Raw genomic sequence first — 22,339 nt, forward strand, 5'->3', positions numbered from 1 at the left:
CAGCGGTCGACCAGAGTTGGCGCTTTAGCGCCTTACTCTGGTCCCATGCACAGCGGTCGACCAGGTTGGCGCTTTAGCGCCTCGCTCCGGTCTCATGCTCGGTGGCGTGACGCCTCGGTTGATCCGAGTGCGCCCGTGCGTGCGATCAGTGAATCAACATGCCGCCATTCACATCGAGCGTTACGCCGGTGAGATACGACGACAGATCGCTCGCAAGAAAGAGACACGCGTTGGCGATATCGGCGGCGTCGCCGAGCCGTCCGAGCGGAATGCCCCTGATGATGTCCGCGCGCATTTCCGGCGTGAGCTTGTCGCCGGTGATGTCGGTCTGAATGAGGCCGGGCGTGATCGAATTCACGCGGATGCGGTCGGGGCCGAGCTCGCGCGCCATCGCCCTGGCGAGACCGAGCACGCCGGCCTTGGCCGCGCTGTAATGCGGCCCGCCGAAGATGCCGCCGCCGCGCTGCGCCGACACCGACGACATGCACACGATGCTTCCGCTCTTCTGTTTTTTCATCTGCGGAATGACGGCCTGCGACATGTACAGCGTGCCGCGCAGGTTCACGCCGATGACGGCATCGAAGTTCTCCGCGCCGATTTCCATCGTCTTGATCGGCTGCGTGATGCCCGCGTTGTTGATGAGCACGTCGATGCGCCCGTACTTCCCGATCGTCGCGTCGGCGGCTGCCACGCACGCGGCTTTATCCGTGACGTCGCAGGCAAGGCCGAGATGGCCTTCGCCCAGATCATTCGCGGCGGCTTGCGCATCCGCTTCCTTCAGGTCCAGCACGACGATCCGCGCGCCTTGCGCCGCGAGCGCCTTCGCCGTTGCCTTGCCGATACCGCGCGCCGAAGCCGCGCCCGTGACGATCACTACCTGGTTCTCGAGCAACATCGTTGTCTCCGTTGATTGTTCGGTGTAGACGCAGTTTCTTCGCCTTCGACCTGACGATCAACGCAGTTTGGCTCAACTATTGCTGAGAAATTTTCAGGTATTCGCGTGGCGCTCGATCTGCTGATCCATCCACGCGAGGAACTTGGCGACGCGCGGCAATCCGGCGTTCTGACTCGGGTAAACCAGATGATGCGCGCCGACCTCGACCGCATATTCGCGGCCGAAGACCGGCACGAGCGAGCCGCGCTCCAGATGCACGGACGCGAGCATCGTGCTTTCAAGCGCGATGCCGTGGCCGAGCGCGGCGGCCTCGAGCGACATGTACGAGCGGTCGAAGGAAAAGTCGAACGCCTTGCGCTTCACCGCCACGCCGAACTTGCCGAACCACTGCTGCCATTGCACGAGCGGCGTTTCAGAGAGGATCAGGCGGCGCTCGAGGAGATCCTCGGGACAGGCGACGGGAAAGCGTTCCAGATATTCACGCGCGGCGAGCGGCGCGATGGTCTCGTGCCGCAAGGTCTTCACTTCGACATCGGTCCAGTGCGCATAGCCGTGTCGCACCGCGACGTCGTAATAGCCGGACGTGAACGAGACGTCCTCGTATGAGCACGCGAGGTTCATCTGAATGTCGCCGTTTGCTTCCTGAAACGCCGCGAGACGCGGCAGCAGCCACATCAGGCCGAAGCTCGGGCTCGAATGAATCCGCAGTATCTCGACGGACGTTTCGCTCGACGCGCGCTCGGTCGCGCGGTTCAGTTCGGCGAGCGCGCCGGTGACGTCCGACAGATATTGCGTCCCGGTGGGCGTGAGGACGAGTCCGCGTCCGAGCCGCGTGAACAGCGGACGGCCGACGATGCTTTCCAGATTCGCCAGCTGATGGCTGACGGCGGAAGGCGTGAGGCCGAGTTCGTCGGCGGCGCGGTTCACGCTCTTCGTGCGCGCCACGCTCTCGAACGCAATGATGGATTTCAGCGGAGGAAGGCGCATGGGCTTCGGTTCGTGTGTGGCGTGGAAGCGGCGTTACTTCGGCTCCTTCGGCACGCGGCCCATCAGGAAGAACTCATCGTTGGGCCGCATCGAAATGACGTTCGCCATGCGGTTCGACAACCCGAAGAACGCCGTGATCGCCGCGATGTCCCACACGTCTTCATCGCTGAAGCCGTGCGCGCGGAGCGTGTCGAAGTCGTCATCGCCGACGGTGCCCGAAGCGCGGCACACCTTCAGCGCGAAATCGAGCATGGCCTTCTGGCGCGGCGTGATGTCCGCCTTGCGATGATTCACCGCCACCTGATCCGCGACAAGCGCGTTCTTCTCGTAGATGCGCAGAATCGCCCCGTGCGCGACGACGCAATAGAGACAATCGTTCACGGCGCTCGTCGCGACGACGATCATCTCGCGCTCGCCCTTGGTGAGGCCGCCTTCCTTCAGCATCAGCGCATCGTGATAGGCGAAGAACGCGCGGAACTCGTCGGGACGATGCGCAAGCGTCAGGAACACATTGGGCACGAAGCCTGCCTTCTCCTGCACTTCGAGTATGCGCGCGCGGATGTCGTCGGGCCAGTCTTGCGGAGCGGGAACCGGATAACGGCTGATGGGCTTGTTCGTCATGGCGTCCTCGTCGTGGGTTCGCGGGTTGATCGAACGCCCATTGTAGAGCGCGGACTTCAACGCGTGATCGTCAGCGACGACAGAAGCTTGAGCAGGCTGTCCACATTGACGGGCTTCACGAAGTGATAGTCGAAGCCGGCCGACTGCGCGCGCAGTCGGTCCTCGGCCTGACCATACCCGGTAATCGCGATCAGCAAGGGCGTGGTCTCGCCCTTGCGGCGCAGACGGCGGGCGAGTTCGTAACCGTCGATGTCGGGCAGGCCAATATCGAGCAGCGCCACATCGGGCGCCAGCAGCGGCGCGGCTTCGAGCGCTTCCGCCGACGAATACGCGACACGCGCGACATGTCCCTCCGACTCGCACAGCATGGCGAGCGAATCGGCGGCGTCGCGGTTGTCGTCGACGATGAGTATGCGCAGCGTCGAGCGTGCTTCGCGCACGCTCGTCTCCGCAAGCGCGAGCGCGGAGTGCCGTTCGTGATAATGCAGCCGCGGCAGCCGTATCGTCACCGTCGTGCCGAGGCCCGGCCCGGGACTCTGCACGTTGATGGTTCCCTTGTGCATCTCGACGAGTTTCTTCACGAGCGAAAGCCCGATGCCGAGTCCGCCGTTCGAGCGATCGAGCGTGCGCTCGCCCTGCGAGAAGAGCTCGAACACCTTCGGCAGGAGGTTCGGCGAAATGCCGGTTCCGGTATCGGCGATCACGATCGATACGGAGTCGTCGTCGGCCTGTGCCATCACCGTGATGCGGCCATGCTCGGGCGTGTACTTGCTCGCGTTGTTCAGCACGTTCACGAGAATCTGCGACAGCCGCGTGACGTCGCCGCAGACCCATGTGGTCGCGTCGGACACATCGACCTGAATGGTCTGCGAGCGCGCCTCGACCATGCCCGCGATCGCTTCGACGGCGTGATACACCGCCGTGCCGACGAGAATCGGTTCGAGCTGCAGCGCGATGCGCCCCTGCGTGATGCGCGAGACTTCGAGCAGGTCGTCGACGATGCGCGTCATGTGCTCGACCTGCCTGCGCATCAGGTCGATGAGGTCGCGCGGGTGCGCTTCGGCGCCCTGATCCTTCTGCAGAAGCGCGATGGCGGTGCGCAAGGGCGCGAGCGGATTGCGCAGCTCGTGCGCGAGCATCGCCAGGAACTCGTCCTTGCGGCGCCCCGATTCGCGCAGCATGAGCTCCATGTGCTTGCGCTCGGTGATGTCGATCACGCTGCCGATGATGCGCAGCGGCTCGCCGTCCTTGCTGCGCTGAAGCAGGGCGCTGCCCTGCATCCATTGCTCGCCGTGCAGGCTGCGCACGCGAAACTCGAATTGGCCGCCGGGATTCTCGCCGGACGCGAGGCTGCGCACGTAGCGGTCGAGCGTCGCGCTGTCGTCGGGGTGCACGCGCGCGAGCGCGGCTTCGTACGTGAGGGTCTCGTGGATCTGACGCTCGCCGCCGGTTTCGAGAAAGAGCGTCCAGGTCGCGAGCTCCAGCGACGCGATGTGAATGTTCGCGGCCTGCATCGCGACCGTGAGCCGCAAGCTGCGGGCTTCGATCGCGGCCTGCGCCTCGTAGCGCGGCGTGACGTCGGTCGTCGTGCCGAACCATTCCTGCAGCTTGCCCTTGTCGTCGTACAGGGGCGCCGCATGCGCCTGCACCACGCGATAGACGCCGTCGCGCCGGTACATGCGGAACGTGAGCGTGCACGCGGTGCCTTGCTGCAAGGCCTCGAGCCATGCCTGATGCGTGCGTTCGCGATCGTCGGGGTGAATGTATTCGAGCCAGCCCCAGCCGGACAGCGCCTCCGGCGACATGCCCGTAAACTTCTCCCATTCGCCGCCCGAGGGACGGATCTCGCCGTTCGCATCGGCGGACCAGACGAGCGCGCCCGTCGATTCGACGAGCGCGCGATAACGCCGCTCGGAAAGGCTCAGGCGTTCTTCGTCGGCGCGTTGCGTGCTGATGTCGAAGCTCACGCCATAGACGCGCGTGAGCACGCCGTGACCGTCGAACTCGGGATGCCCGCGCATGCGCAGCCAGCGGCGCGTGCCCGGATCGGGTTCGAGCACGAAATCGAACTCGAAGGGACCGCCGTCGCGCAATGCTTCCGTGAGCTTGCGCTGAAAGGGCTCGCGATATTCGGGTGCGACGCGGTCCCATACTTCCGACAACAGGACAGCTTCGGTGCCGGGCGGAAACGAATACAGTGCGGCGAGCTGCGCGGTCATGCGCACGACGCGCGTTTTCATGTCCCATTCCCAGGCGCCCATGCGTGCGCCCGCGAAGGCCGCCTGCAGGCGCCGCTCGCTCGCTTCGTACAGGGCCCACGCGTGACGGCACTCGTGAATGTCGATGGCGACGCCGACCGTATCGGCGATCTGTCCTTGCTCGTCGCGTCGCGCCTGCAGATGCAGCGTGTGCCAGCGAAAGGCGCCGTCGGCGCGCAGCAGGCGCACGTCGACGTTGCGCAGCAGCGTGCCGTCGCGCATCTGCCGCAGCGCATCGAGAACCGGAGGGATGTCGTCGGGTTGAACGAAAGCTTTCCAGTGCCGCCCCACCAGCTCCGGAAAAGGGATGCCGAGATAGCGGCAGGCCCACGGATTCGCGTACTGGATGACGCCGTCGCGCGCCGCGCGCCACACGAACGACGGCAAAAAATGAGCAGGATCGTACATGGGCGTCCTTGCTTGCTTATTTCGGTAAGACGCCTCGCCGAGCGCGGCATCGAACGCTGCGATAGCTTAGGGATACCATACAACAAAGCCAAGCGGAAACGCTGCGGGAAAGCATCGCGTCCTTTGATCGCTTGCAGGCCGGTCGTCGACCGGGCGTGCCGAAGTCACGCGTGTCATATCGGTCGTATTTTGTATGCGTTGTACAGGAATTGTTCTAACGAAACCGTGCTCATCGTGACCGGGAAGGGCGGCTTCCTGGCATCAGCCCGCTTCTCCGACCTCCACCGGATCCGGCAGCTTGCCTTTCTTCCCGGGCTCGGGCGGATCGGGCTCGCTCTTCATCCCACGCATCTGCTCCTCGGAGAGGCGGCGATCCGCAACGTTCGGATCCTCGAGTGTTTGCTTAGGGGGCGTCAGGCGATCTGTTTGCTCGGACATGATGTCCTCCGTGTCGTCATTCATGAGAACTGGCTCGACGATTCAGCTCGCATGAGGCGTGCCCGGCAGCAAGGCCAGGCATAGGCGATGCTCATGCCGCTCAACGATGTGCGATGCAAATGGCCATCCCGAACGATTTCCTCTTCATATCGCCATGAAGTTTTCGCAAAACGCGCTGTTGCGAATTTCCGCCGCTTCCTGCGTGCTCGTCGCTCCGCTTTGCGCCGGCGCGGCGTCGATCGCGTCCGGGCCCTATGGCGCGACGCAGCAGGGGCAGGCAGTGGTCCAGTACACGCTGTCGAACGCGCGCGGCGTGACGATGAGCTGCATTAGCTACGGCGGCATCGTGACCCGGCTCGAGGTGCCGGACCGGCGCGGACGTCGCGCGGATATCGTGCTGGGCTTCGGCTCGCTCGCCGACTATGAGAAGTTCAACGGCAAGATCCATTTCGGCGGCTTGATCGGCCGCTATGCGAACCGCATCGCGAACGGGCAGTTTCAGCTCGATGGGCGCAGCTACAAGCTGCCGGTCAACGAGCCGCCCAACACGCTGCACGGCGGCCCGCATGGTTTCGACGAGAAAGTGTGGAGCGTGGTCCGCACGTTCGAGGGCGCGCAGGGCGCGGGCGTTCAGCTTCGCTATGTGAGCCCGGACGGAGAAAACGGCTTCCCGGGCAAGCTCACCGTGGACGTCACCTACACGCTCACGGACGAGAACGAACTGCGCATCGACTATCGCGCGAAGACGGACAAGCCGACCGTCGTGAATCTCACGAATCACAGCTACTTCAATCTTGCCGGCGAGGGCAGCGGCAGCGTCGAAGGGCAACTGATCCTGATCGCAGCATCGAGCTATACGCCGACGCGCCCCGATTCGATTCCGACCGGCGAGATCGCGAGTGTCGAGAACACGCCGCTCGATTTGCGCGCACTGACGCCGATCGGCGCGCGGCTGCGTTCATCGTTTCAGCAGATGCGCCATGCGCGCGGCTACGACCAGAACTGGAAGCTCAACAAGAACAACCAGCGCGATGGCGAGCCGGGCTTCGCTGCGCGCGCCTACGATCCGTCCAGCGGCCGCGTGCTCAATGTCTACACGACGCAACCGGGCCTGCAGTTCTACACGGGCAACGGACTCGATGGCAGCGCCATCGGCAAGTCGGGCATGGCTTACCGGCAGACGGATGGCTTCGCGCTCGAAACCGGGCATTTCCCTGACTCGCCGAATCACGCGACGTTTCCGTCGACCGAGCTCAGGCCCGGCGACGAGTATCACGAAGTCACTGTCTGGAAGTTCGGCGTGCGCTAGCTTCAGAGCTTGGGCAGATCGGTCGGGTCCACCTGCGTGCCGGGCACGCCCTGTGTGTGCGCGCTGATGTCGAGCTCATGCTGCAAGGCCGCGCGGCGCTCCGTCGATGGTCGCGCTTGGTCCGCGTTGTCGAGCGCGGGAATCACGTAGTCGTTCACCATCCGCCGGAACGTTTGCAGGTTCTTCGCATCGCGCAGGCCGCCGTCGATGGACATCACGCTCGTCATCACGATCACCGTGTTGCGTTGTGGAAGCACCGTGATGAATTGCCCCTTGAAGCCCATCGCGTCGAATTCCGGCTCGCTCTGCACGATGTTGTTGATCCACCAGTAGTAGCCGAAGTACGGCGCGACGCCGGGCGAGGTCATCTGCGCGATCCATTGCCGCGGCACGACCTGGCGGCCCTGCCAGCGGCCATGATCGAGCACGAGCATGCCGATCTTCGCCATGTCGACGGCGCGCAGACGCAAGCCCCATCCCGCCGAGACGAGGCCCGAGCGGTCGGCGCGCTCCCACACCGCGTGCTTCATGCCGAGCGGGCCGAACAGATTCGCCTGCGCGTAGCGTTCGACGGGTTCGTGCGCGGCGGCGCTCAGCATCGCGGCGGCGAGGATCGGATTGATGTCCGTGTATTCGAACTCCGAGCCGGGCGCGGCCTTGGGATTCGTTTCGGCGGCGAGCTTCAGGCGATCCGGCGCGGCATAGTAGATCGGGTCGTCCTTCGGCTTGAAGTCATAGTGCAGACCGCTCGACATCGAGAGCACGTGCTTCAGCTCGACGTTGCGCTTGTCGGCGAAATCGGCGCGCAGATCGGGACGCCATGCGCCGAGCTTCGTCGCGACCGAATCGTCGAGACTGACCTTGCCCTGGCCGATGAGAATGCCCGCGACCATCGACGTCACCGACTTCGTGACCGAATACAGCTCGTAGTTCGAATCGCGCGATGCGCCCGCGCCGTAACGCTCGAAGATCAGCTTGCCGTCCTTCACGACGAGGAGGCTGTAGACATCGAGCTTCTGCTCGCGAATTCGTTGCGACAGGTGCACGAGCTGGCGCGAGTCGACGCCCGCATCTTCCGGCGATGCCTGCGTCAGGCCCGCTTCGTGAAGCGGTGCGGCCGCATGCGCGCTTGCGAGCGACATGACGGCGATGGCCGGCGCGATGCAATTGAGCAACAAACGTGATTTCATGTTCAGATCTCGGGTGCGTCGTTGAATGCGGCCGCCGTGCCGGGCACGCCCTGTGTCTTGTTGCTGCGCTCGAGTTCTTCCTTCAGCGCCTGGGTCTTCGCGGCCGTGACGACCGGACGCGTCGCCGGCGTCAGCGCGGGCAGGATGAAATCGTTCACCATGCGACGGTATTGATTGAGATACGTGGCGTCGCGCAAGCCGCCATCGGTGGGCAGCAGGCTCGTCATCACCACGACCGCATGTTGTTTCGGCAGCACCGTGATGAACTGCCCTTTGAAGCCCATCGCGCCGAATTCGGGCTGTCCCTTCTCGACCACATGCTGAATCCAGCAGTAGTAGCCGTAATCGGCGGCAGCGGGCGAGGGCGTCGTCATCTGCCTGATCCATGCCTGCGGCACGACTTGCCTGCCTTGCCAGCGGCCGTTGTCGAGCATCAGCATGCCGATCTTCGCCATGTCGACGGCGCGCAACCGCAAGCCCCAGCCGCCCGCGACAGCCCCGGTCTGATCGACGCCGGTCCAGTGGTAATGCGACATGCCGAGCGGCTCGAAGAGCTTCTTCTGAGCGAAGCGGTCCTCCGGTTCGTGCGCGGCCACGCTGACCGCCGTGCCGACCAGCACCGGATTCACGTCGATGTAATCGAAGTCCGCGCCGGGCGTCTTCGCGGCTCGCGCCGTCACCGCGACGCGCAGGCGATCCGGCGCGCCGTAGTAGAGCGGATCGGTGCCTTCGCGCGTCTGATAGCTGAGGCCGCTCGACATCGACATCAGATGACGAAGCTCGATGTCCTGCTTGTCCGCGAGTTGCGCCGCGAGATCGGGCCGCGCGCGGGCGATGAGCGGCGCAACCTTCGTCACGGGGCTCAGCCTGCCTTCGCCTTCGAGTACGCCGACCAGCAGCGACGTGATCGTCTTCGTGACGGAGTAGAGCTCATAGTTGTTGTCGCGCGTGAGACCGTCGCCATAGCGTTCGAAGACGATCTTGCCGTCCTTCACGACGACGAGGCTGCGCACGTCCATCCTGTCCATGCGTATCCATTCCGACATGCGCACGAGCGGCGCCGAATCTACGCCGATGGACTCGGGAACGACCGTCGGCATGTCCTTCGACGCACTGCCCGCCGCCTGCGCGGTGACGCAGACCAGCGCCGCCGCCATTGAAGCCAAAACCAGCTTCATCGCTTGCTCCTTCAGTCGAGATTCGGTTTGCCTGCGGGCAGAAAGCGTCCGCGTCCCGCTTGCACGTTCAGGAGCCTGCCGTCTTCGACAAGCAGTTCGCCGCGCGAGAAGCAATGCCGCGGCCATCCGCTCACTTCGATCCCTTCATAAGGCGTGTAATCGACCGCGTGATGCAGCGACGCGTTGGCGATCGTCACGCGCTTCTCCGGGTCCCACACCACGATGTCCGCATCCGCGCCCACCGCGATCGTGCCTTTTCTCGGATACAGGCCATAGAGCTTCGCGGGCGCGAGCGAGGTCAGCTCGACGAACTGATGCAGCGAGATGCGTCCTTCCTTCACGCCCTTGAAGAGCAGCGGCAGGCGTGTCTCGAGTCCGGGAATGCCATTCGGAATGTGATCGAACGATACTTCCTTGCCGCCCGGCTTCTTGCCCTGCGGATCGTCGTATGAAAACGGCGCATGATCCGACGAGACAATCGAAAACACGCCCTGACGCAGCGCCTTCCACACCGCGTTCTGATCGGCGGGATCGCGCGGCGGCGGACTGCATACGCACTTCGCGCCTTCGTATTCGCCATGGCCGAGATCATCGGCGGTCAAGTACAGGTATTGCGGACATGTCTCCGCGAGAATCGGCAGCCCGCGCGACTGGCCCCAGCGAATCTGCTCGATCGCATCCGCGCCTGATACGTGCACGATGAGAATCGGCACGTCGACGAGTTCCGCGAACGCGATTGCGCGATGCGTCGCCTCGCGTTCGACGACCGCCGGCCGCGCGAGCGCATGCGCATGCGGCGCATGAAGTCCCTTGCCCAGCAGACGTTCGGTCAGCCAGCCGATGCAGTCCGAGTTCTCCGCGTGCACCATCACGAGCGCGCCATGCTCGCGAGCGACGGTGAGCACGTCGAGCATCTGACGGTCGTTGAGCTTCAGATCGTCGTAGGTCATGTAGACCTTGAACGACGTGTAGCCGTTCCTGATGAGTCGCGGCAGCTCTTGCGCGAGCACGTGCGGCGTCGGATCGGCGACGATCAGGTGAAAGCCGTAATCGATCAGCGCGCGTCCTTCCGCACGGCTGTGATAGTCATCGACCGCGGCCTGCAGCGATTGCCCCTTGGCCTGCGCCGCGAACGGAATCACCGTGGTCGTGCCGCCGCACAACGCGGAGCGCGTGCCGGAGAGGAAGTCGTCGGCCATGCGCAGGCCGTCGGGCATCGGCTGATCGAGATGACAGTGGCCGTCGACGCCGCCCGGCAGCACCAGCATCCCGCTCGCATCGAGCTCGCGCGGCGCGCCGGGCAGGCCTTGCCCGAGCATCGCCACGCGGCCGTCGCGAATGCCGATGTCGCACGAAAAACGGTCCGACGCGGTGACGACGTCGGCGTGACGAATCACGAAATCGAGATCGTTCGACATGACATGTCCCCTCAGATGACTTCGCTGAAGAGGCGGCCCCACCCCTTGACGCTGCGCGTGTCGTAATCGGCCAGTTGCAGCGATTTCCACACGACGGTCGTGATGGTGTCGTAGATCGGAATGCCCGTTTCTTCCTCCAGCTCGGGCACGAGATGCGCGGCGTTCAGGTTCGTGCAGAAGATGGAGATGGCGCGCGGCTTGTCCTTCGCGACTTCGCGCACCATGCGGCGGATCTCGTCGGGCTGGACCTCGGAGAAGGAGAAGTTGACCTTCAGGTTCAGATGCCGCTCGGCGATGCAGTTCAATCCCTCGCTGCGATAGTTCGCGATGATCTTCTCCTGCACGTCGTCGAGATACGGCGTGACGAGACCGAACTCGCGCGCGTTCGTTTTCTTCAGGATCTCGTTGAGTGCGAGAACGGAAGTCGTGGCGGGGATGCCGGTCGCTTCCGTAATGCGGCGGCACAGGCGTTCATCGGATTCGAAGCCGAGCCAGCCGGAGGAGGTGCCGTTCCAGGCGATCACGTCCACTTTCGCATCGGCGAGCAGTTGGGCCGCCTGCAGGATCTTGGAATCGTCGAACTGGCCGAGCGCCTGATCGGAGAGCGAGATCTCCGTCACCGGAAAGCGCGCGAAATGCGCGGAGACGCCGGGCAGGCCCGAGACCATGGCGCTCGTCAGCGGTTCGAGCGACGTGTTGGACGAAGGGGTGAGCATGCCGAGCAAGGTGCGTTTTTTCATCGGGGTGTCTCTAATGTTGATTGAGAGAAGCGTTCCGGCACGAGTCCCGCTTAAACGGGAATCTTCTTTTCGTAATCGATGGCGCTGGAGCACACGAGCAAGCCGATGCCGGCCACCGCGAAAAACATCAGCGCGAGGAAGTAGGAGTGCGTGAACTGCACGATCCCGCCGACGATGATCGGCACCGCGACGCCGCCGATATTGCCGCCGAGATTCATGAAGCCGCCGAGAAAGCCGATCTTGTTGCGCGTGCCGAGCGACGACGGAATGCACCAGTAGAGGCCGCACCAGCGCAGGAAGAACAGCGTCGACGAGAGCAGGGCGACGACCGCGACCGCATTCGTCACATACGCCACCGAGAAGATCGACACGGTCGCGATGATCGCCGCGATGCCGAACAGCGTGCGCATCACGACATTCGGACGTCCGCCCGCGGCCTTCCACTTGTCCGCGATCCAGCCGCCGATCAGCTCGCCGATGAAGCCGCTGAAGAAAATGATGAAGCTCGATCCGCCCATCTGCTTGATGTCGAAGCCGTGGACCATGTGCAGGTAGTTGGGCATCCACGTGAGCAGGCCATAGAACACGCTGTTGAAGCACATCCAGCCGAAGAACATGCACCACACCGAGCGGTACTTGAAGAAATCGCGCGTGCGGCCGGAGAGCGAGGCCGGCTCGGCGGCGGCGTCGCGAGCGTGCGACTCCTCGATATAGGCCGCTTCGAGCTCGTTTACGCCCGGATGCTCGCGTGGTGTATTGCGTACATAAAACCAGGCGAGGATCCCGGCGAGCACCGTGCCGATGCCCGCCACGGCGAACGCGAGCCGCCATGAGCCGAGCATCGCGATCAGGCCGGTGATCAGGATCGCGCCCAGTGCCGCGCCGAGCGGCGCGCCGCCGTCGAGCAATGTGGCGCCGCGGCCGCGCTCGGTCTGCGTCATCCAGATTGCGTTGAGCTTGCCGCCCGCCGGGTAGATCGGCGCTTCGGATGCGCCGAGTCCCAGACGCGTGAGCAGCAGGCTGGGCGCGTTCGTGCAGACGGCCGCGATCGCCTGGAAGAAGCCCCAGAACACGGTGGCGGCTGCGATCACGACGCGCGGCTTGAAGCGGTCGGCCAGCATGCCGCCGGGAATCTGCATGACCGCGTAGGTCCAGAAGAACGAGGAGAGGATGAGCCCCTCCATCGCCGGGCCGATATCGAACTCCTTGGAAATGAGCGGCATCGCGACCGACAGCGACGCACGGTCGATGTAGTTGATCGAGATGAGGCTCAGCATGACGACGAAAATCTTCCAGCGGACGGTGGATTTGCCCACCGTCATTGCGGCAACACCGGATGTTGAAGACATGAACGAGCTCCTGGATAGGCGGATGTTTTCGTGACGTCGCGCAACGTTGGACAGAGTATAGGATTAGAAATTTATAATTACAAACAGTGTAAACGCTTGGTTTTATTGAAATTTAATCTGCACGATCACGGTGCAGGGTTTTCACCAAGATCGTGATAAGCTTGCACTGCGATGAACCAGACCACCAGAAGCCCCCTTCTTTTGCGCACCCGCGGCATGGCTGCGGAGATTGCCGCGCGCCTGCGCGTCATGATCGACGAGGGCGAATTGCCGCCTGGCGCGCGTATCGACGAAAAGGAACTGAGCGCCGCGTTCGACGTGTCGAAGACGCCGTTGCGCGAGGCGCTGAAGGTGCTGGTGTCGGAGGGGCGCGTGACGCATCGGCAGTACATCGGGTATCGCGTCGCGGAGATCGATCTCGACGATCTCGCCGCCACCTTCGAACTGCTTCACGGCCTCGAAGCGATGGCGGGCGAGCTGGTGCGAAAGCGCATCACGAATACGGAAGTCGGGGCGATCGCGGCGAAGCATCGGCGCATGGTGGAGTGCCACGACGCCGGCAAGCGCGTCGAGTACTTCAAGCTGAATCAGCAGATCCACCAGATGATCGTCGATGCCGCCGACAACCCCGTGCTCGCGAGCGTCTATTCGACGTTGATGTCGAAGGTGCATCGGGCGCGCGGCGCGGCCAACGCGGACACGCTGCGCTGGGCCGAGTCCGCCAGCGAGCACGAGGCGATTCTCGCCGCGCTCGAGGATCCTGCCCATGAAGGCTTGCCCGAGATCCTGCGCGAGCATTCGGAAAACACGGCGCGCGAGGTGCTCGCCGTGCTCGAGCGCGCAAAGGGCGATGCATCCGCCGCCAGGATCGGCGATCTCGCGCGCGAGGAAGCATCGGGTTAGAAGCCCCGGCCCTTACGTCAACACGCTCCACAAGACAAGCGTCAGCACGAGTCCCACCACCGATACGATCGTCTGCAGCACCGACCACACCGCAACGGTGCGCTTGAGATTCAGCCCGAAGTACTCCCGCACCATCCAGAATCCCGCGTCGTTGACGTGGCAGAAGAACACGGACCCCGCGCCGATCGCGAGCGCCAGCAGCGAATTGTGCGTCGCCGTGAGTCCGCTCACGACGGGCGCGACGATGCCCGCGGTCGTCGTCGTGGCGACGGTCGCCGAGCCCGTCGCCTGGCGCAACGCGACCGCGATCAGCCAGGCGAGCAGGATCAGGGGCAAATGCGTGCCGACCGCGATCTTGCCGATGGTCGCGCTGATGCCCGCGTTGACGAGCATCTGCTTCAGGCCGCCGCCCGCGCCGATCGTGAGCAGCAGCGCTGCGATCGGCGGCAGGCTCTTGCGCAGGATGCCGCCCACGCGATCACGCGCCATGCCACGCGACCAGCCGAGCATCACGATGGCGAAGAGCACGGTCAGCGCCAGCGCCACGAGCGGCTCGCCGACGAAATCGAGCGTGTCGTACAGCAGCGTGTCCTTCGTGAGCGCGAGCTTGGCGACCGTGCGGCCGAGCATCATCACGACGGGAAGCAGAATCGTCACGAGCGAGATCGCGAAGCCCGGCGTCGATGCGCCGTCCTGGTGCGCGGTGAACAGCTTGCCCATTTCCTCGGGCTCTTCGACGTGCAGGCGCTTCGAAAGCCACATCCCGTAGAGCGGCCCCGCGAGAATCACGGCGGGCAGCGCGACGATGAGGCCGAGGCCGAGCGTCAGGCCGAGATCGGCATGCAGCGCGCTCACCGCGATCAGCGGGCCGGGATGCGGCGGCAGCAGCGCGTGCAGCGTCGTCATGCCGGCGAGCGCCGGAATCGCGATGCGCAGGATCGGCTGCTTCGCGCGGCGCGCCATCACGAAGATGATCGGCACCATCATCACGAGACCGACTTCGAAGAACAGCGGCAGGCCGACGATGATCGCGACGAACGCCATCATCCACGGCAGGCGGCGCGGCGTCGAATGATCGAGCAATGTGGTGACGAGCCGGTCGGCCGCGCCGGATTCGGCCATCAGCGCGCCGAGCATGGCGCCGAGCGCGATGATGATGCCGACGTCGCCGAGCAGCGCGCCCGCGCCCTTGCTGAACGCCTGCGCGATCGCTTCGAGCGGTTGATGCGCGGCGAAGCCCGCCGCGAACGTGCCCACCAGGATGGACAGGAACGGCGCGAGCTTCAGCACGCTGATGGAAACGATGATGATCGCGAGACCGAGCGCGCAGGCGATCAGAAGTTGAGTGTCGTGGGCGGACCAGGGAGCGAGGGTTGTTGTTGGATTCACGGTGACCTTGTTCTGATGCGAATCGGCGGGGATGCCGATGCCATTACGGGTTGCTTTCGCAGCGCGGTTGTCTTCGCATGCCGCGCATGTCATTCGCGTGACACACGCGGGACGCGAAGCCCCGTCGTAATAGCACTTTTCTCCGCGACGGTCAAAAACGGACTGTCCGCGAGTCGCGTGCTCTCAGGCTGGCTTCGCTTCCGGCTGGCATTTTGCACTTTGCGTTTTGCATGCGAAGCGGTGCTTTGCGTTTTGTACATTGCATGACGCATGCAGGTCGGTCGGCGCCGCCGAAGCGCGTGCATCCCAGATCGACTTGCGTGGCAACGGCTGCATTATTCCTATCTTTGGGGACGCCGATAGCGATCAACACTTCATGTGCGTGTGCGTAAAATACGATCACCTTTTGCGCAGCTTTCAAATCGCCGTATTTCTCGCGAAGGAGGAGTGGTTTTCATGGATGACGCCACGCGCGAATTCGACCGCTTGCGCCCTCGTTTGCAGGGCATCGCGTATCGCATGCTCGGCTCGGTGGCCGAAGCGGAGGACATCGTGCAGGACGTGTGGCTGCGCTGGCACGCGGCCGCGCGCGAAGCCATCGAGAACGCGGAGGCGTGGCTCGTCGCCGTCACCACGCGTCATTCGATCGATCGCCTGCGCGCCGCGAAGATACAGCGCGAACATTACGCGGGCATCTGGCTGCCCGAGCCGCAGATCACCGAGCCGCCCGCGACGCCCGAGGAAGTGACGGAGCGCGCGGACGATGTCTCCGTCGCTTTCCTGATGCTGCTCGAACGCCTCACGCCCGAAGCGCGCGCGGCGTTCCTGCTGCGCGAAGTCTTCGATGCCGACTATCCGGAGATCGCGAGCATCATCGGCAGGACGGAGGCCGCATGCCGCCAGCTCGTGAGCCGCGCGAAAGCGCAATTGCGCGAAGAGCGTCCGCGTCGTTCGGTTTCGCGCGAGATTCATCGGCGCCTGTTGCACGCGTTCGCGCACGCGGTCGAGCATGGCGATTTCGCGGCGATTCACGCAATGCTCGCCGATGACGCGGCACTCGTCGGCGACGGCGGCGGACGCGTGCCGAGCTTCCCGAAGCCGCTGCTCGGCGGACGGCGCATCGCGCAACTCTTCTATGCGGCATTTCTACGTTATGGAAAGGGCGTGCATCTCGAACTCGTCATGCTCAACGGAGAATGGGCGCTCTTGCGCTTCATCGAAGGCCGGCTCGAATCCGCGCAGTCGTACGAGTTCGAGGGCGATCGCATCGTGGGCATACAGGTGCAGCGCAACCCGGCGAAGCTCGCGCGCATCGCGGCCCGTCATGGCGGCGCGCGATAGGTTTTCGAAGCGATTGGTGCGCGCGAGGCAACAGCGTGCTCACGTTCGCGGGTCTACCGGCGCACGCTGCGCAAACCTACGATGACATCCATGCCGCACGTGAACCGTCGGCCCGACCTTTCCAACAACGGATGGAGCCATCATGACGCAGCGAATCAACTATGTTCAGCAATCGCCCGAACTGTTCAAGAAGTTCTATGAGTTCAGCGGGGCCGTCAAGGAATGCTCGATCGAGCAGTCGACCCGGGATCTCGTAACGCTTCGGGCGTCGCAGATGAACGGTTGCGCGTTCTGTGTCGACATGCACGTCAAGGAAGCGAAGATTCACGGCGAGCGCGAACTGCGCACGCATCACGTCGCGATCTGGCGTGAATCGACGCTCTTCTCGCCGCGCGAACGCGCCGCACTCGCCTGGACCGAGGTGCTGACGCACATCCCCGAGCATGGCGTGCCCGACGAACTCTACGAGCGCGTGCATGAGCAGTTTTCCGACCAGGAGCTGTCCGACCTGACCTACGCCATCATGGAGATCAACGGCTGGAACCGCGCCAACGTCGCGTTCCGGACGGTGCCGGGTACGGCCGACAAGGCGTTCGGCCTCGATAAGGCAAACCTGTCGTAATGCGGAGGCGCCGTCATTCGATCGAGGGAGAAGGGTTCATGCAGAGCATCAAGCGCGTGGGACTGGCGCTCGCCGTCGGATGTGCGGCGCTCGTCGCGAATGAGGCGCACGCCGCGCCGCAAGCGATCGTCACGGAGCTCGTGACGAAGCCGCTGCCCGAATATCCGGGCAAGGAAGCGTTGATGATCAGCGTGGAATATCCGCCGGGCGCGGTGGATCCGGTGCATCGTCACGATGCGCACGCGTTCGTCTATGTCGTCGAAGGCACGATCGTCATGCAGCTTCGGGGCGGCAAGGAAGTGACGCTCAAGCCGGGCGAGACCTTTTATGAGGGCCCTGACGACATTCACACCGTCGGCCGCAATGCGAGCAGCACGAAGCGCGCGAAGTTCATCGTCCTGTTGTTGAAGGACAAGGGCAAGCCCGTGCTGACGCCGGTCAAATAGGGGCGACAGCGAGATTCGCAAAAAAATTCCGTCTTGCGTGTCACAAAGGGTGCGGCGCAAACGTCTTGTGGGATAGAGCCACTACGTTCAGCGCCGCCATGCCACTTGACCTTGCATCTCACTCCGACGATTCGCTCGCATACAGCTTTGTCACGAGCTATGCGGGCGTCGTTGCATTTCTGGCCGTTGCCAACGAAGGCAGCTTCGCGAAAGCGAGCGATCGCCTGGGCATCGGCCGTTCCGCCGTCAGCCGCAACGTGCAGAAGCTCGAAGCGCAACTCGACGCGCGACTCTTTCTACGCACCACGCGCAGCACGTCGCTGACGCGCGAGGGCGAGCTCTTCTACAAGAATTGCCAGCCGGGCGTGGAGCGCATCGTGCAGGCGCTCGAAGACATGCGCGAGCTGCGCAATGGGCCGCCGAGCGGACATTTGCGCATCGCGTCGGCGCCGGGCTTTGGCCGCAAGGTCGTGGCGCCGCTGCTGTCCGGTTTCAATGCGCGCTATCCCGACATCGCGCTCGAGCTGCTGCTCAACGACCGGCCCTGCGATTTCACCGCGGAGCGCATCGACGTGGCGTTTCGCGACGGTCACATGGAAGACAGCGAAGTCGTCGCGAAGCAGCTGATTCCAATGCAGATGGTCCTCTGCGCGTCGCCCGGGTATGCGCGCGAGCATGGCTTGCCGCGCCACGTCGACGACCTCGACCGGCATCGCTGCATCGGCTTCCGCACATCCGCCGGGCGCATCGCCGACTGGGAGTTTAAGGTCGACGGTCTGCCGCAGAAACGTTCGCCCGCCACGCGGCAGATTTTCAACGACATCGATCTGATGCTGCAGGCCGTGCTCGGCGGGCAGGGCATCGCGCAACTGCCCGCATACATGGTGTGCGACCCGCTCAAGGCCGGGCGCCTCGTCATGTGTCTCGCGCAACATGCGCCGGACGATGGCGGCCACTATCTCTGCTATCTCAGCCGCAAGCATCTGCCCGCGCGGGTGCGGGTATTCGTCGATTACATGACGGAGCATACGCGCGCGCTCGATCTGCATTGCCTGACGACGTCCATCGCCAGCGCGAGCGCGCCGCATTTTGTCAGCGCCGATTGATGCATTGAAGGCAACACGGCGCGTCCGGTTGCGAGGCTACCGGACGCGTGTGCGCACGCCTACGATGCATCACGTACGACAGGTTCGCGTGTCGTGCAGTGCACCCCGGACGCGCCGTGCAAGCGCGCGCCGGAATCCGGACATCGGCGTGGCGCGGCGTGATCCGCATCACTTCAAGGAAAACAACCATGAAGATCGTAGTGATCGGCGGAAGCGGACTCATCGGCAGCAAAGTAGTGAAGAACCTGCGTGCGCGCGGGCATGAGGTGGTCGCGGCATCGCCGGCGTCGGGCGTCGACACGATGACGGGAAGCGGCCTGCGGGAAGCGATGGAAGGGGCGCGCGTGGTCGTCGATGTCGCCAATTCGCCATCGTTCGAAGACAAGGCAGTGCTCGAATTCTTCGAAACCTCGGGCCGCAATATCTTCGCGGCCGAGAAGGCGGCGGGCATCGCGCATCATGTCGCGCTGTCGGTGGTCGGCACGGATCGTCTCGCGCAGAGCGGCTATTTTCGCGGCAAGATCGCGCAAGAGAAGCTGATCCGCCAATGGGGCGTGCCGTACACGATCGTTCAGTCGACGCAGTTCTTCGAGTTCCTCGGCGGCATCGCGAAGGCGAGCGCGAACGAAGGCTCGGTGCATCTGTCGGGCGCATACATTCAGCCCATCGCCTCCGATGACGTTGCACGCGCGGTCGCGGATCATGCCGTCGATGCGCCGGTGAACGGTGTCGTGGAAATCGCGGGTCCGGAGAAGTCGCGGCTGTCCGATCTGATGCAGCGATATTTCACCGCAACGGGCGACGCACGCACGGTCGTGGCCGACGAAGGCGCACTTTACTTCGGGGCGCAGCTCGCCGCAGACACGCTTTTGCCGGGCGCTCATGCGCGGCTTGGCGCGGTGAACTTCGACGCATGGTTCAGACAGGGCCAAAGCCGGACACAAGCGGCACATTGAGCGATCATTGCAGGTATTGCTTGCAGAAGAGGCCGCCATGGAGCCACTCAATCCGCCGCCCGTCACCTTGCTCGACAAGTATCAAGGACAAGATGTGCAGTCGCTGTATTCGACGACCGTCACCGTCACGGGCGGCGACGCGGGTCATGGCCGGGCCTCGGGCGTGGTCCGCTCCGATGACGGCAACCTCGACCTGAACCTGCGCATGCCGCAGGCGCTGGGCGGCACCGGCGACGGCACGAATCCGGAGCAGTTGTTCGCCGCGGGCTATGCGGCATGTTTTCACGGTGCGCTGACCTTGCTCGCGGCACGCGCGGGCGTTGCGGTCGAGGGCACGAGCGTGGCCGTCACGGTTGAATTCGGTCGCGATCCGATGGACGGTCTCTTCGTGCTGACCGCGCACACACGCGTTCAGATTCCGGGCGTCGATCGCGTGGTGGCGGAAGAACTCGTGCGCAACACGGAACGCTTTTGCCCATACACGAAGATGGCGCGAAAGGGCATCGTCAATATAGTTGCGCTTGCAACGAATGACGATGCCCCGAGCACGCCCTGAGCGGAGGGCGCGTTACTCCATCGGCACGCGCGCAGTCTGACCGAGCACGCCCGATTCAGGCGATGCGTCGCGCTTGCTCAACGCGCCCAGCGCGAACGCCGCGATGAAGGCGGGCGCCGCGAGCAGCGTGAACACTGCGCCGAACTGCAGGCCCATGCTCATCATGAGACCACCGCTCATCGCGCCCGCGACCGCGCCCATGCGTCCGATGCCGAGCATCCATGCGACGCCCGTCGCGCGGCTTTTCGTCGGGTAGAACGAGGCGGCGAGCGCCGACATCGAGGTGACCGCGCTCGTCACCGCGGTGCCCGTCAGGAAGATCAGCACGGCGAGCCAGAACTGATCCGATACGCCGCGCCCGATCGTCAGCACGAGCGCCGCTGCAAGTACGTATGCGCACGCATTCACGCGCCGCGGATTTGCCTTGTCCATTACCCAGCCGAGACAGAGGTTGCCCAGAATGCCGCCGAGCGGAAAGAGCGAGGTCGTGAGCGCGGCGCGTTCGGCGGAGAAGCCCGCGTCCTTGAAGAGTGTCGGCAGCCAGTTCGTGAGCAGGTAGAAGATCATCAGGCCCATGAAGTAGGCGACCCACAACATCGTGGTCCCGAAGCGATACGGGCGCGACACGATGAGTCCGAGCGAGGACTTGTCCGCGCCGCTCGCGCGCGTGTCGGCGGCGGCGAAGGTGACGGCCGCGCCTTCCGCGAGACGCGGATCGTTCGAGATGCGGCGCAGGACACGGGCGATCTTCTCCGCGGGGCGCTTGCGCACGACCATGAATTGCGCGGATTCGGGCAGCAGGACGAGCAGCATCGCCGTGAGCGCGATCGGTCCGAGTCCGCCGGCGACGAGCACGCTGGGCCAGCCGAAGTGCGGAATGAGCCAGGCGGCGCACAGACCGCCGATCGACAGGCCGACGGAGAAGCCGCAGAACATCGCGTTGACGGCGACCGCGCGAATGCGGGCGGGCGCGTATTCGGACATCAGCGTGACCGCATTGGGCATCGCAGCGCCCAGGCCGAGGCCGGTCAGAAAGCGCCACGCGGTGAGCGCCTCAACCGAACCCGCTTGCGCCGATGCGAGGCTCCACACGCCGAAGAAAAACACCGACAGCGCGAGCACCGCCTTGCGTCCGATGCGGTCCGCAGCCGGTCCCGCAACGAGCGCGCCGATGCCCAGACCGACGAGCGCCGCGCTCATCACCGGGCCGAGCGCGGCGCGCGTGATGCCCCAGTCGCCGATCAGCGACGGCGCGATGAAGCCGATCGCCGCCGTGTCGAAACCATCGGCCGCAACGACGAGAAAGCACAGGATCAGGACGATCCATTGATACGGCGAGAAGCGCTCACTATCGATGAAGCTCTGGACCTCGATGGTCCCGGTTATGCAGTTTTTTTCCATGACGATTCGTCTCCATTCATTCATGTATAAGCAATCGAAAGGGTGCGGCCTTCGTTCGTGCCGCTAAGCCTCGCCCGATGCATGCCAGCCGCCGTCGACGCTCAGCACGGTCCCGGTGACATAACTGGCTGCATCGGATGCGAGAAAGAGAATGGCCTCGGCGATCTCGTCGGGGCGCGCGAGACGTCCCATCGGCGTGCGTCGCTCGATCGCCGCGATGTCGATCTGTCCGTTGCCGACGAGCTTTTCGACGAGCTCGGTCGCGACATAGCCGGGTGCCACCGCGTTCACGCGTATGCCGTCGCGGGCCCATTCGCCTGCCATCGAGCGCGTCATCGCGGCGATGCCTGCTTTCGCCGCGCCGTACGCGTTGCGCGTCGGAATGCCGGAGAGACCGGCGATCGAGCAGAGATTGACGATCGCACCCGCGCGCTGCGCAAGCATGACCTTCGCGGCTTCCCTGCATGCGAGAAAGGTTCCGCGCACGTGAATGTCGAGCAGGCGGTCGAACGCATCGACGCTCTGTTCGATCGTGGGCTTCGCCTGCTCGCCGATGCCCGCGTTGTTCACGAGCACGTCGATGCGACCGTATGTATCGGCGACTTCGTGGATCATCGCGATCACGTCCGCCTCCGACGACACGTCCGCGCCGATGGCGAGATGATCCGTGCCGCCGAGTTCTTCCACGCGATGGCGCGCCGTATCGCGGTGCAGATCGGCAATCGCCACGCGGTAGCCTTGTCTGGCGAAACGCTGAACCGTCGCCCAGCCGATGCCGCTCGCGCCGCCGGTGACGATTGCCACACGCTTTTCATGTTCCATGCCTGT

21 protein-coding genes are annotated in these 22,339 nt (G+C 64.3%); 8 read left to right on the forward strand and 13 right to left on the reverse strand.

All coding sequences use genetic code 11. The annotated features are described in order from the left end of the window. Positions 1-145 precede the first annotated feature (145 nt). The 5 genes from AWB83_RS15155 to AWB83_RS15175 all read right to left on the reverse strand — a co-directional run bounded on the left by AWB83_RS15155 (position 146) and on the right by AWB83_RS15175 (position 5,631). Positions 146-895, reverse strand: a complete 750-nt coding sequence (locus tag AWB83_RS15155; protein ID WP_087046394.1) for an SDR family NAD(P)-dependent oxidoreductase — start codon at positions 893-895, stop codon at positions 146-148. Between the two features lie 93 nt (positions 896-988). Beyond that, positions 989-1,882, reverse strand: coding sequence for a LysR substrate-binding domain-containing protein (locus tag AWB83_RS15160; protein ID WP_087046395.1), 894 nt, complete (start codon positions 1,880-1,882; stop codon positions 989-991). A 33-nt stretch (positions 1,883-1,915) separates the two neighbouring features. Next, positions 1,916-2,503: a peroxidase-related enzyme gene (locus AWB83_RS15165; protein WP_087046396.1), complete on the reverse strand. Its 588-nt coding sequence runs from the start codon at positions 2,501-2,503 to the stop codon at positions 1,916-1,918. Positions 2,504-2,559: 56 nt separating this feature from the next. Further along, positions 2,560-5,169 carry a PAS domain-containing hybrid sensor histidine kinase/response regulator gene (locus AWB83_RS15170; RefSeq protein ID WP_087046397.1) on the reverse strand — a complete coding sequence of 870 codons (2,610 nt, stop codon included), beginning with the start codon at positions 5,167-5,169 and terminating at the stop codon, positions 2,560-2,562. A 261-nt stretch (positions 5,170-5,430) separates the two neighbouring features. After that, positions 5,431-5,631, reverse strand: a complete 201-nt coding sequence (locus AWB83_RS15175) for a hypothetical protein (RefSeq protein ID WP_087046398.1) — start codon at positions 5,629-5,631, stop codon at positions 5,431-5,433. Positions 5,632-5,761: 130 nt separating this feature from the next. Here AWB83_RS15175 and AWB83_RS15180 point away from each other — a divergent pair, with 130 nt between their 5' ends. Next, positions 5,762-6,916: an aldose epimerase family protein gene (locus AWB83_RS15180; protein WP_087046399.1), complete on the forward strand. Its 1,155-nt coding sequence runs from the start codon at positions 5,762-5,764 to the stop codon at positions 6,914-6,916. Positions 6,917-6,918: 2 nt separating this feature from the next. Here AWB83_RS15180 and AWB83_RS15185 read toward each other — a convergent pair whose 3' ends face one another. The 5 genes from AWB83_RS15185 to AWB83_RS15205 are packed head-to-tail and all read right to left on the reverse strand — an operon-like array spanning position 6,919 to position 12,791. Next, positions 6,919-8,106 carry a serine hydrolase domain-containing protein gene (locus tag AWB83_RS15185; RefSeq protein WP_244197744.1) on the reverse strand — a complete coding sequence of 396 codons (1,188 nt, stop codon included), beginning with the start codon at positions 8,104-8,106 and terminating at the stop codon, positions 6,919-6,921. Positions 8,107-8,108: 2 nt separating this feature from the next. Continuing rightward, positions 8,109-9,284, reverse strand: a complete 1,176-nt coding sequence (locus AWB83_RS15190; protein WP_087046400.1) for a serine hydrolase domain-containing protein — start codon at positions 9,282-9,284, stop codon at positions 8,109-8,111. 11 nt (positions 9,285-9,295) lie between these two features. Continuing rightward, on the reverse strand, positions 9,296-10,702 hold the full coding sequence (gene hydA, locus AWB83_RS15195; protein ID WP_087046401.1) for a dihydropyrimidinase: 1,407 nt from the start codon (positions 10,700-10,702) through the stop codon (positions 9,296-9,298). A gap of 11 nt (positions 10,703-10,713) precedes the next feature. Next, a complete protein-coding gene (locus tag AWB83_RS15200) occupies positions 10,714-11,442 on the reverse strand; it encodes a maleate cis-trans isomerase family protein (RefSeq protein WP_087046402.1) in 729 nt (242 codons plus the stop codon). Between the two features lie 50 nt (positions 11,443-11,492). Further along, positions 11,493-12,791: an MFS transporter gene (locus AWB83_RS15205; RefSeq protein ID WP_087046403.1), complete on the reverse strand. Its 1,299-nt coding sequence runs from the start codon at positions 12,789-12,791 to the stop codon at positions 11,493-11,495. A gap of 216 nt (positions 12,792-13,007) precedes the next feature. Between AWB83_RS15205 and AWB83_RS15210 the strand changes: the two genes are divergently transcribed. Next, positions 13,008-13,694 carry a GntR family transcriptional regulator gene (locus tag AWB83_RS15210; RefSeq protein ID WP_087046404.1) on the forward strand — a complete coding sequence of 229 codons (687 nt, stop codon included), beginning with the start codon at positions 13,008-13,010 and terminating at the stop codon, positions 13,692-13,694. A 12-nt stretch (positions 13,695-13,706) separates the two neighbouring features. Here AWB83_RS15210 and AWB83_RS15215 read toward each other — a convergent pair whose 3' ends face one another. Beyond that, positions 13,707-15,083 carry a GntT/GntP/DsdX family permease gene (locus AWB83_RS15215; protein ID WP_087046526.1) on the reverse strand — a complete coding sequence of 459 codons (1,377 nt, stop codon included), beginning with the start codon at positions 15,081-15,083 and terminating at the stop codon, positions 13,707-13,709. A gap of 456 nt (positions 15,084-15,539) precedes the next feature. Between AWB83_RS15215 and AWB83_RS15220 the strand changes: the two genes are divergently transcribed. The 6 genes from AWB83_RS15220 to AWB83_RS15245 all read left to right on the forward strand — a co-directional run bounded on the left by AWB83_RS15220 (position 15,540) and on the right by AWB83_RS15245 (position 20,110). Next, complete coding sequence (locus tag AWB83_RS15220) at positions 15,540-16,424, forward strand: RNA polymerase sigma-70 factor (RefSeq protein WP_087046405.1); 885 nt, start codon at positions 15,540-15,542, stop codon at positions 16,422-16,424. A 142-nt stretch (positions 16,425-16,566) separates the two neighbouring features. Then, positions 16,567-17,046: a carboxymuconolactone decarboxylase family protein gene (locus AWB83_RS15225; protein ID WP_087046406.1), complete on the forward strand. Its 480-nt coding sequence runs from the start codon at positions 16,567-16,569 to the stop codon at positions 17,044-17,046. A gap of 38 nt (positions 17,047-17,084) precedes the next feature. Further along, positions 17,085-17,492, forward strand: coding sequence for a cupin domain-containing protein (locus AWB83_RS15230; RefSeq protein ID WP_087046407.1), 408 nt, complete (start codon positions 17,085-17,087; stop codon positions 17,490-17,492). Between the two features lie 98 nt (positions 17,493-17,590). Then, positions 17,591-18,598, forward strand: a complete 1,008-nt coding sequence (locus tag AWB83_RS15235; RefSeq protein WP_087046408.1) for a LysR family transcriptional regulator — start codon at positions 17,591-17,593, stop codon at positions 18,596-18,598. 188 nt (positions 18,599-18,786) lie between these two features. Continuing rightward, positions 18,787-19,554, forward strand: coding sequence for an SDR family oxidoreductase (locus AWB83_RS15240; RefSeq protein WP_087046409.1), 768 nt, complete (start codon positions 18,787-18,789; stop codon positions 19,552-19,554). A 37-nt stretch (positions 19,555-19,591) separates the two neighbouring features. Next, complete coding sequence (locus AWB83_RS15245) at positions 19,592-20,110, forward strand: Ohr family peroxiredoxin (RefSeq protein WP_087046410.1); 519 nt, start codon at positions 19,592-19,594, stop codon at positions 20,108-20,110. A gap of 12 nt (positions 20,111-20,122) precedes the next feature. Here AWB83_RS15245 and AWB83_RS15250 read toward each other — a convergent pair whose 3' ends face one another. Together AWB83_RS15250 and AWB83_RS15255 are read right to left on the reverse strand one after the other, a co-directional pair. After that, positions 20,123-21,511, reverse strand: a complete 1,389-nt coding sequence (locus AWB83_RS15250) for an MFS transporter (protein WP_087046411.1) — start codon at positions 21,509-21,511, stop codon at positions 20,123-20,125. A gap of 63 nt (positions 21,512-21,574) precedes the next feature. Then, positions 21,575-22,333: an SDR family NAD(P)-dependent oxidoreductase gene (locus AWB83_RS15255; RefSeq protein WP_087046412.1), complete on the reverse strand. Its 759-nt coding sequence runs from the start codon at positions 22,331-22,333 to the stop codon at positions 21,575-21,577. Positions 22,334-22,339 lie beyond the last annotated feature (6 nt).

This window comes from Caballeronia ptereochthonis, assembly GCF_001545075.1.
In the GTDB taxonomy this organism is placed as follows: domain Bacteria; phylum Pseudomonadota; class Gammaproteobacteria; order Burkholderiales; family Burkholderiaceae; genus Caballeronia; species Caballeronia ptereochthonis.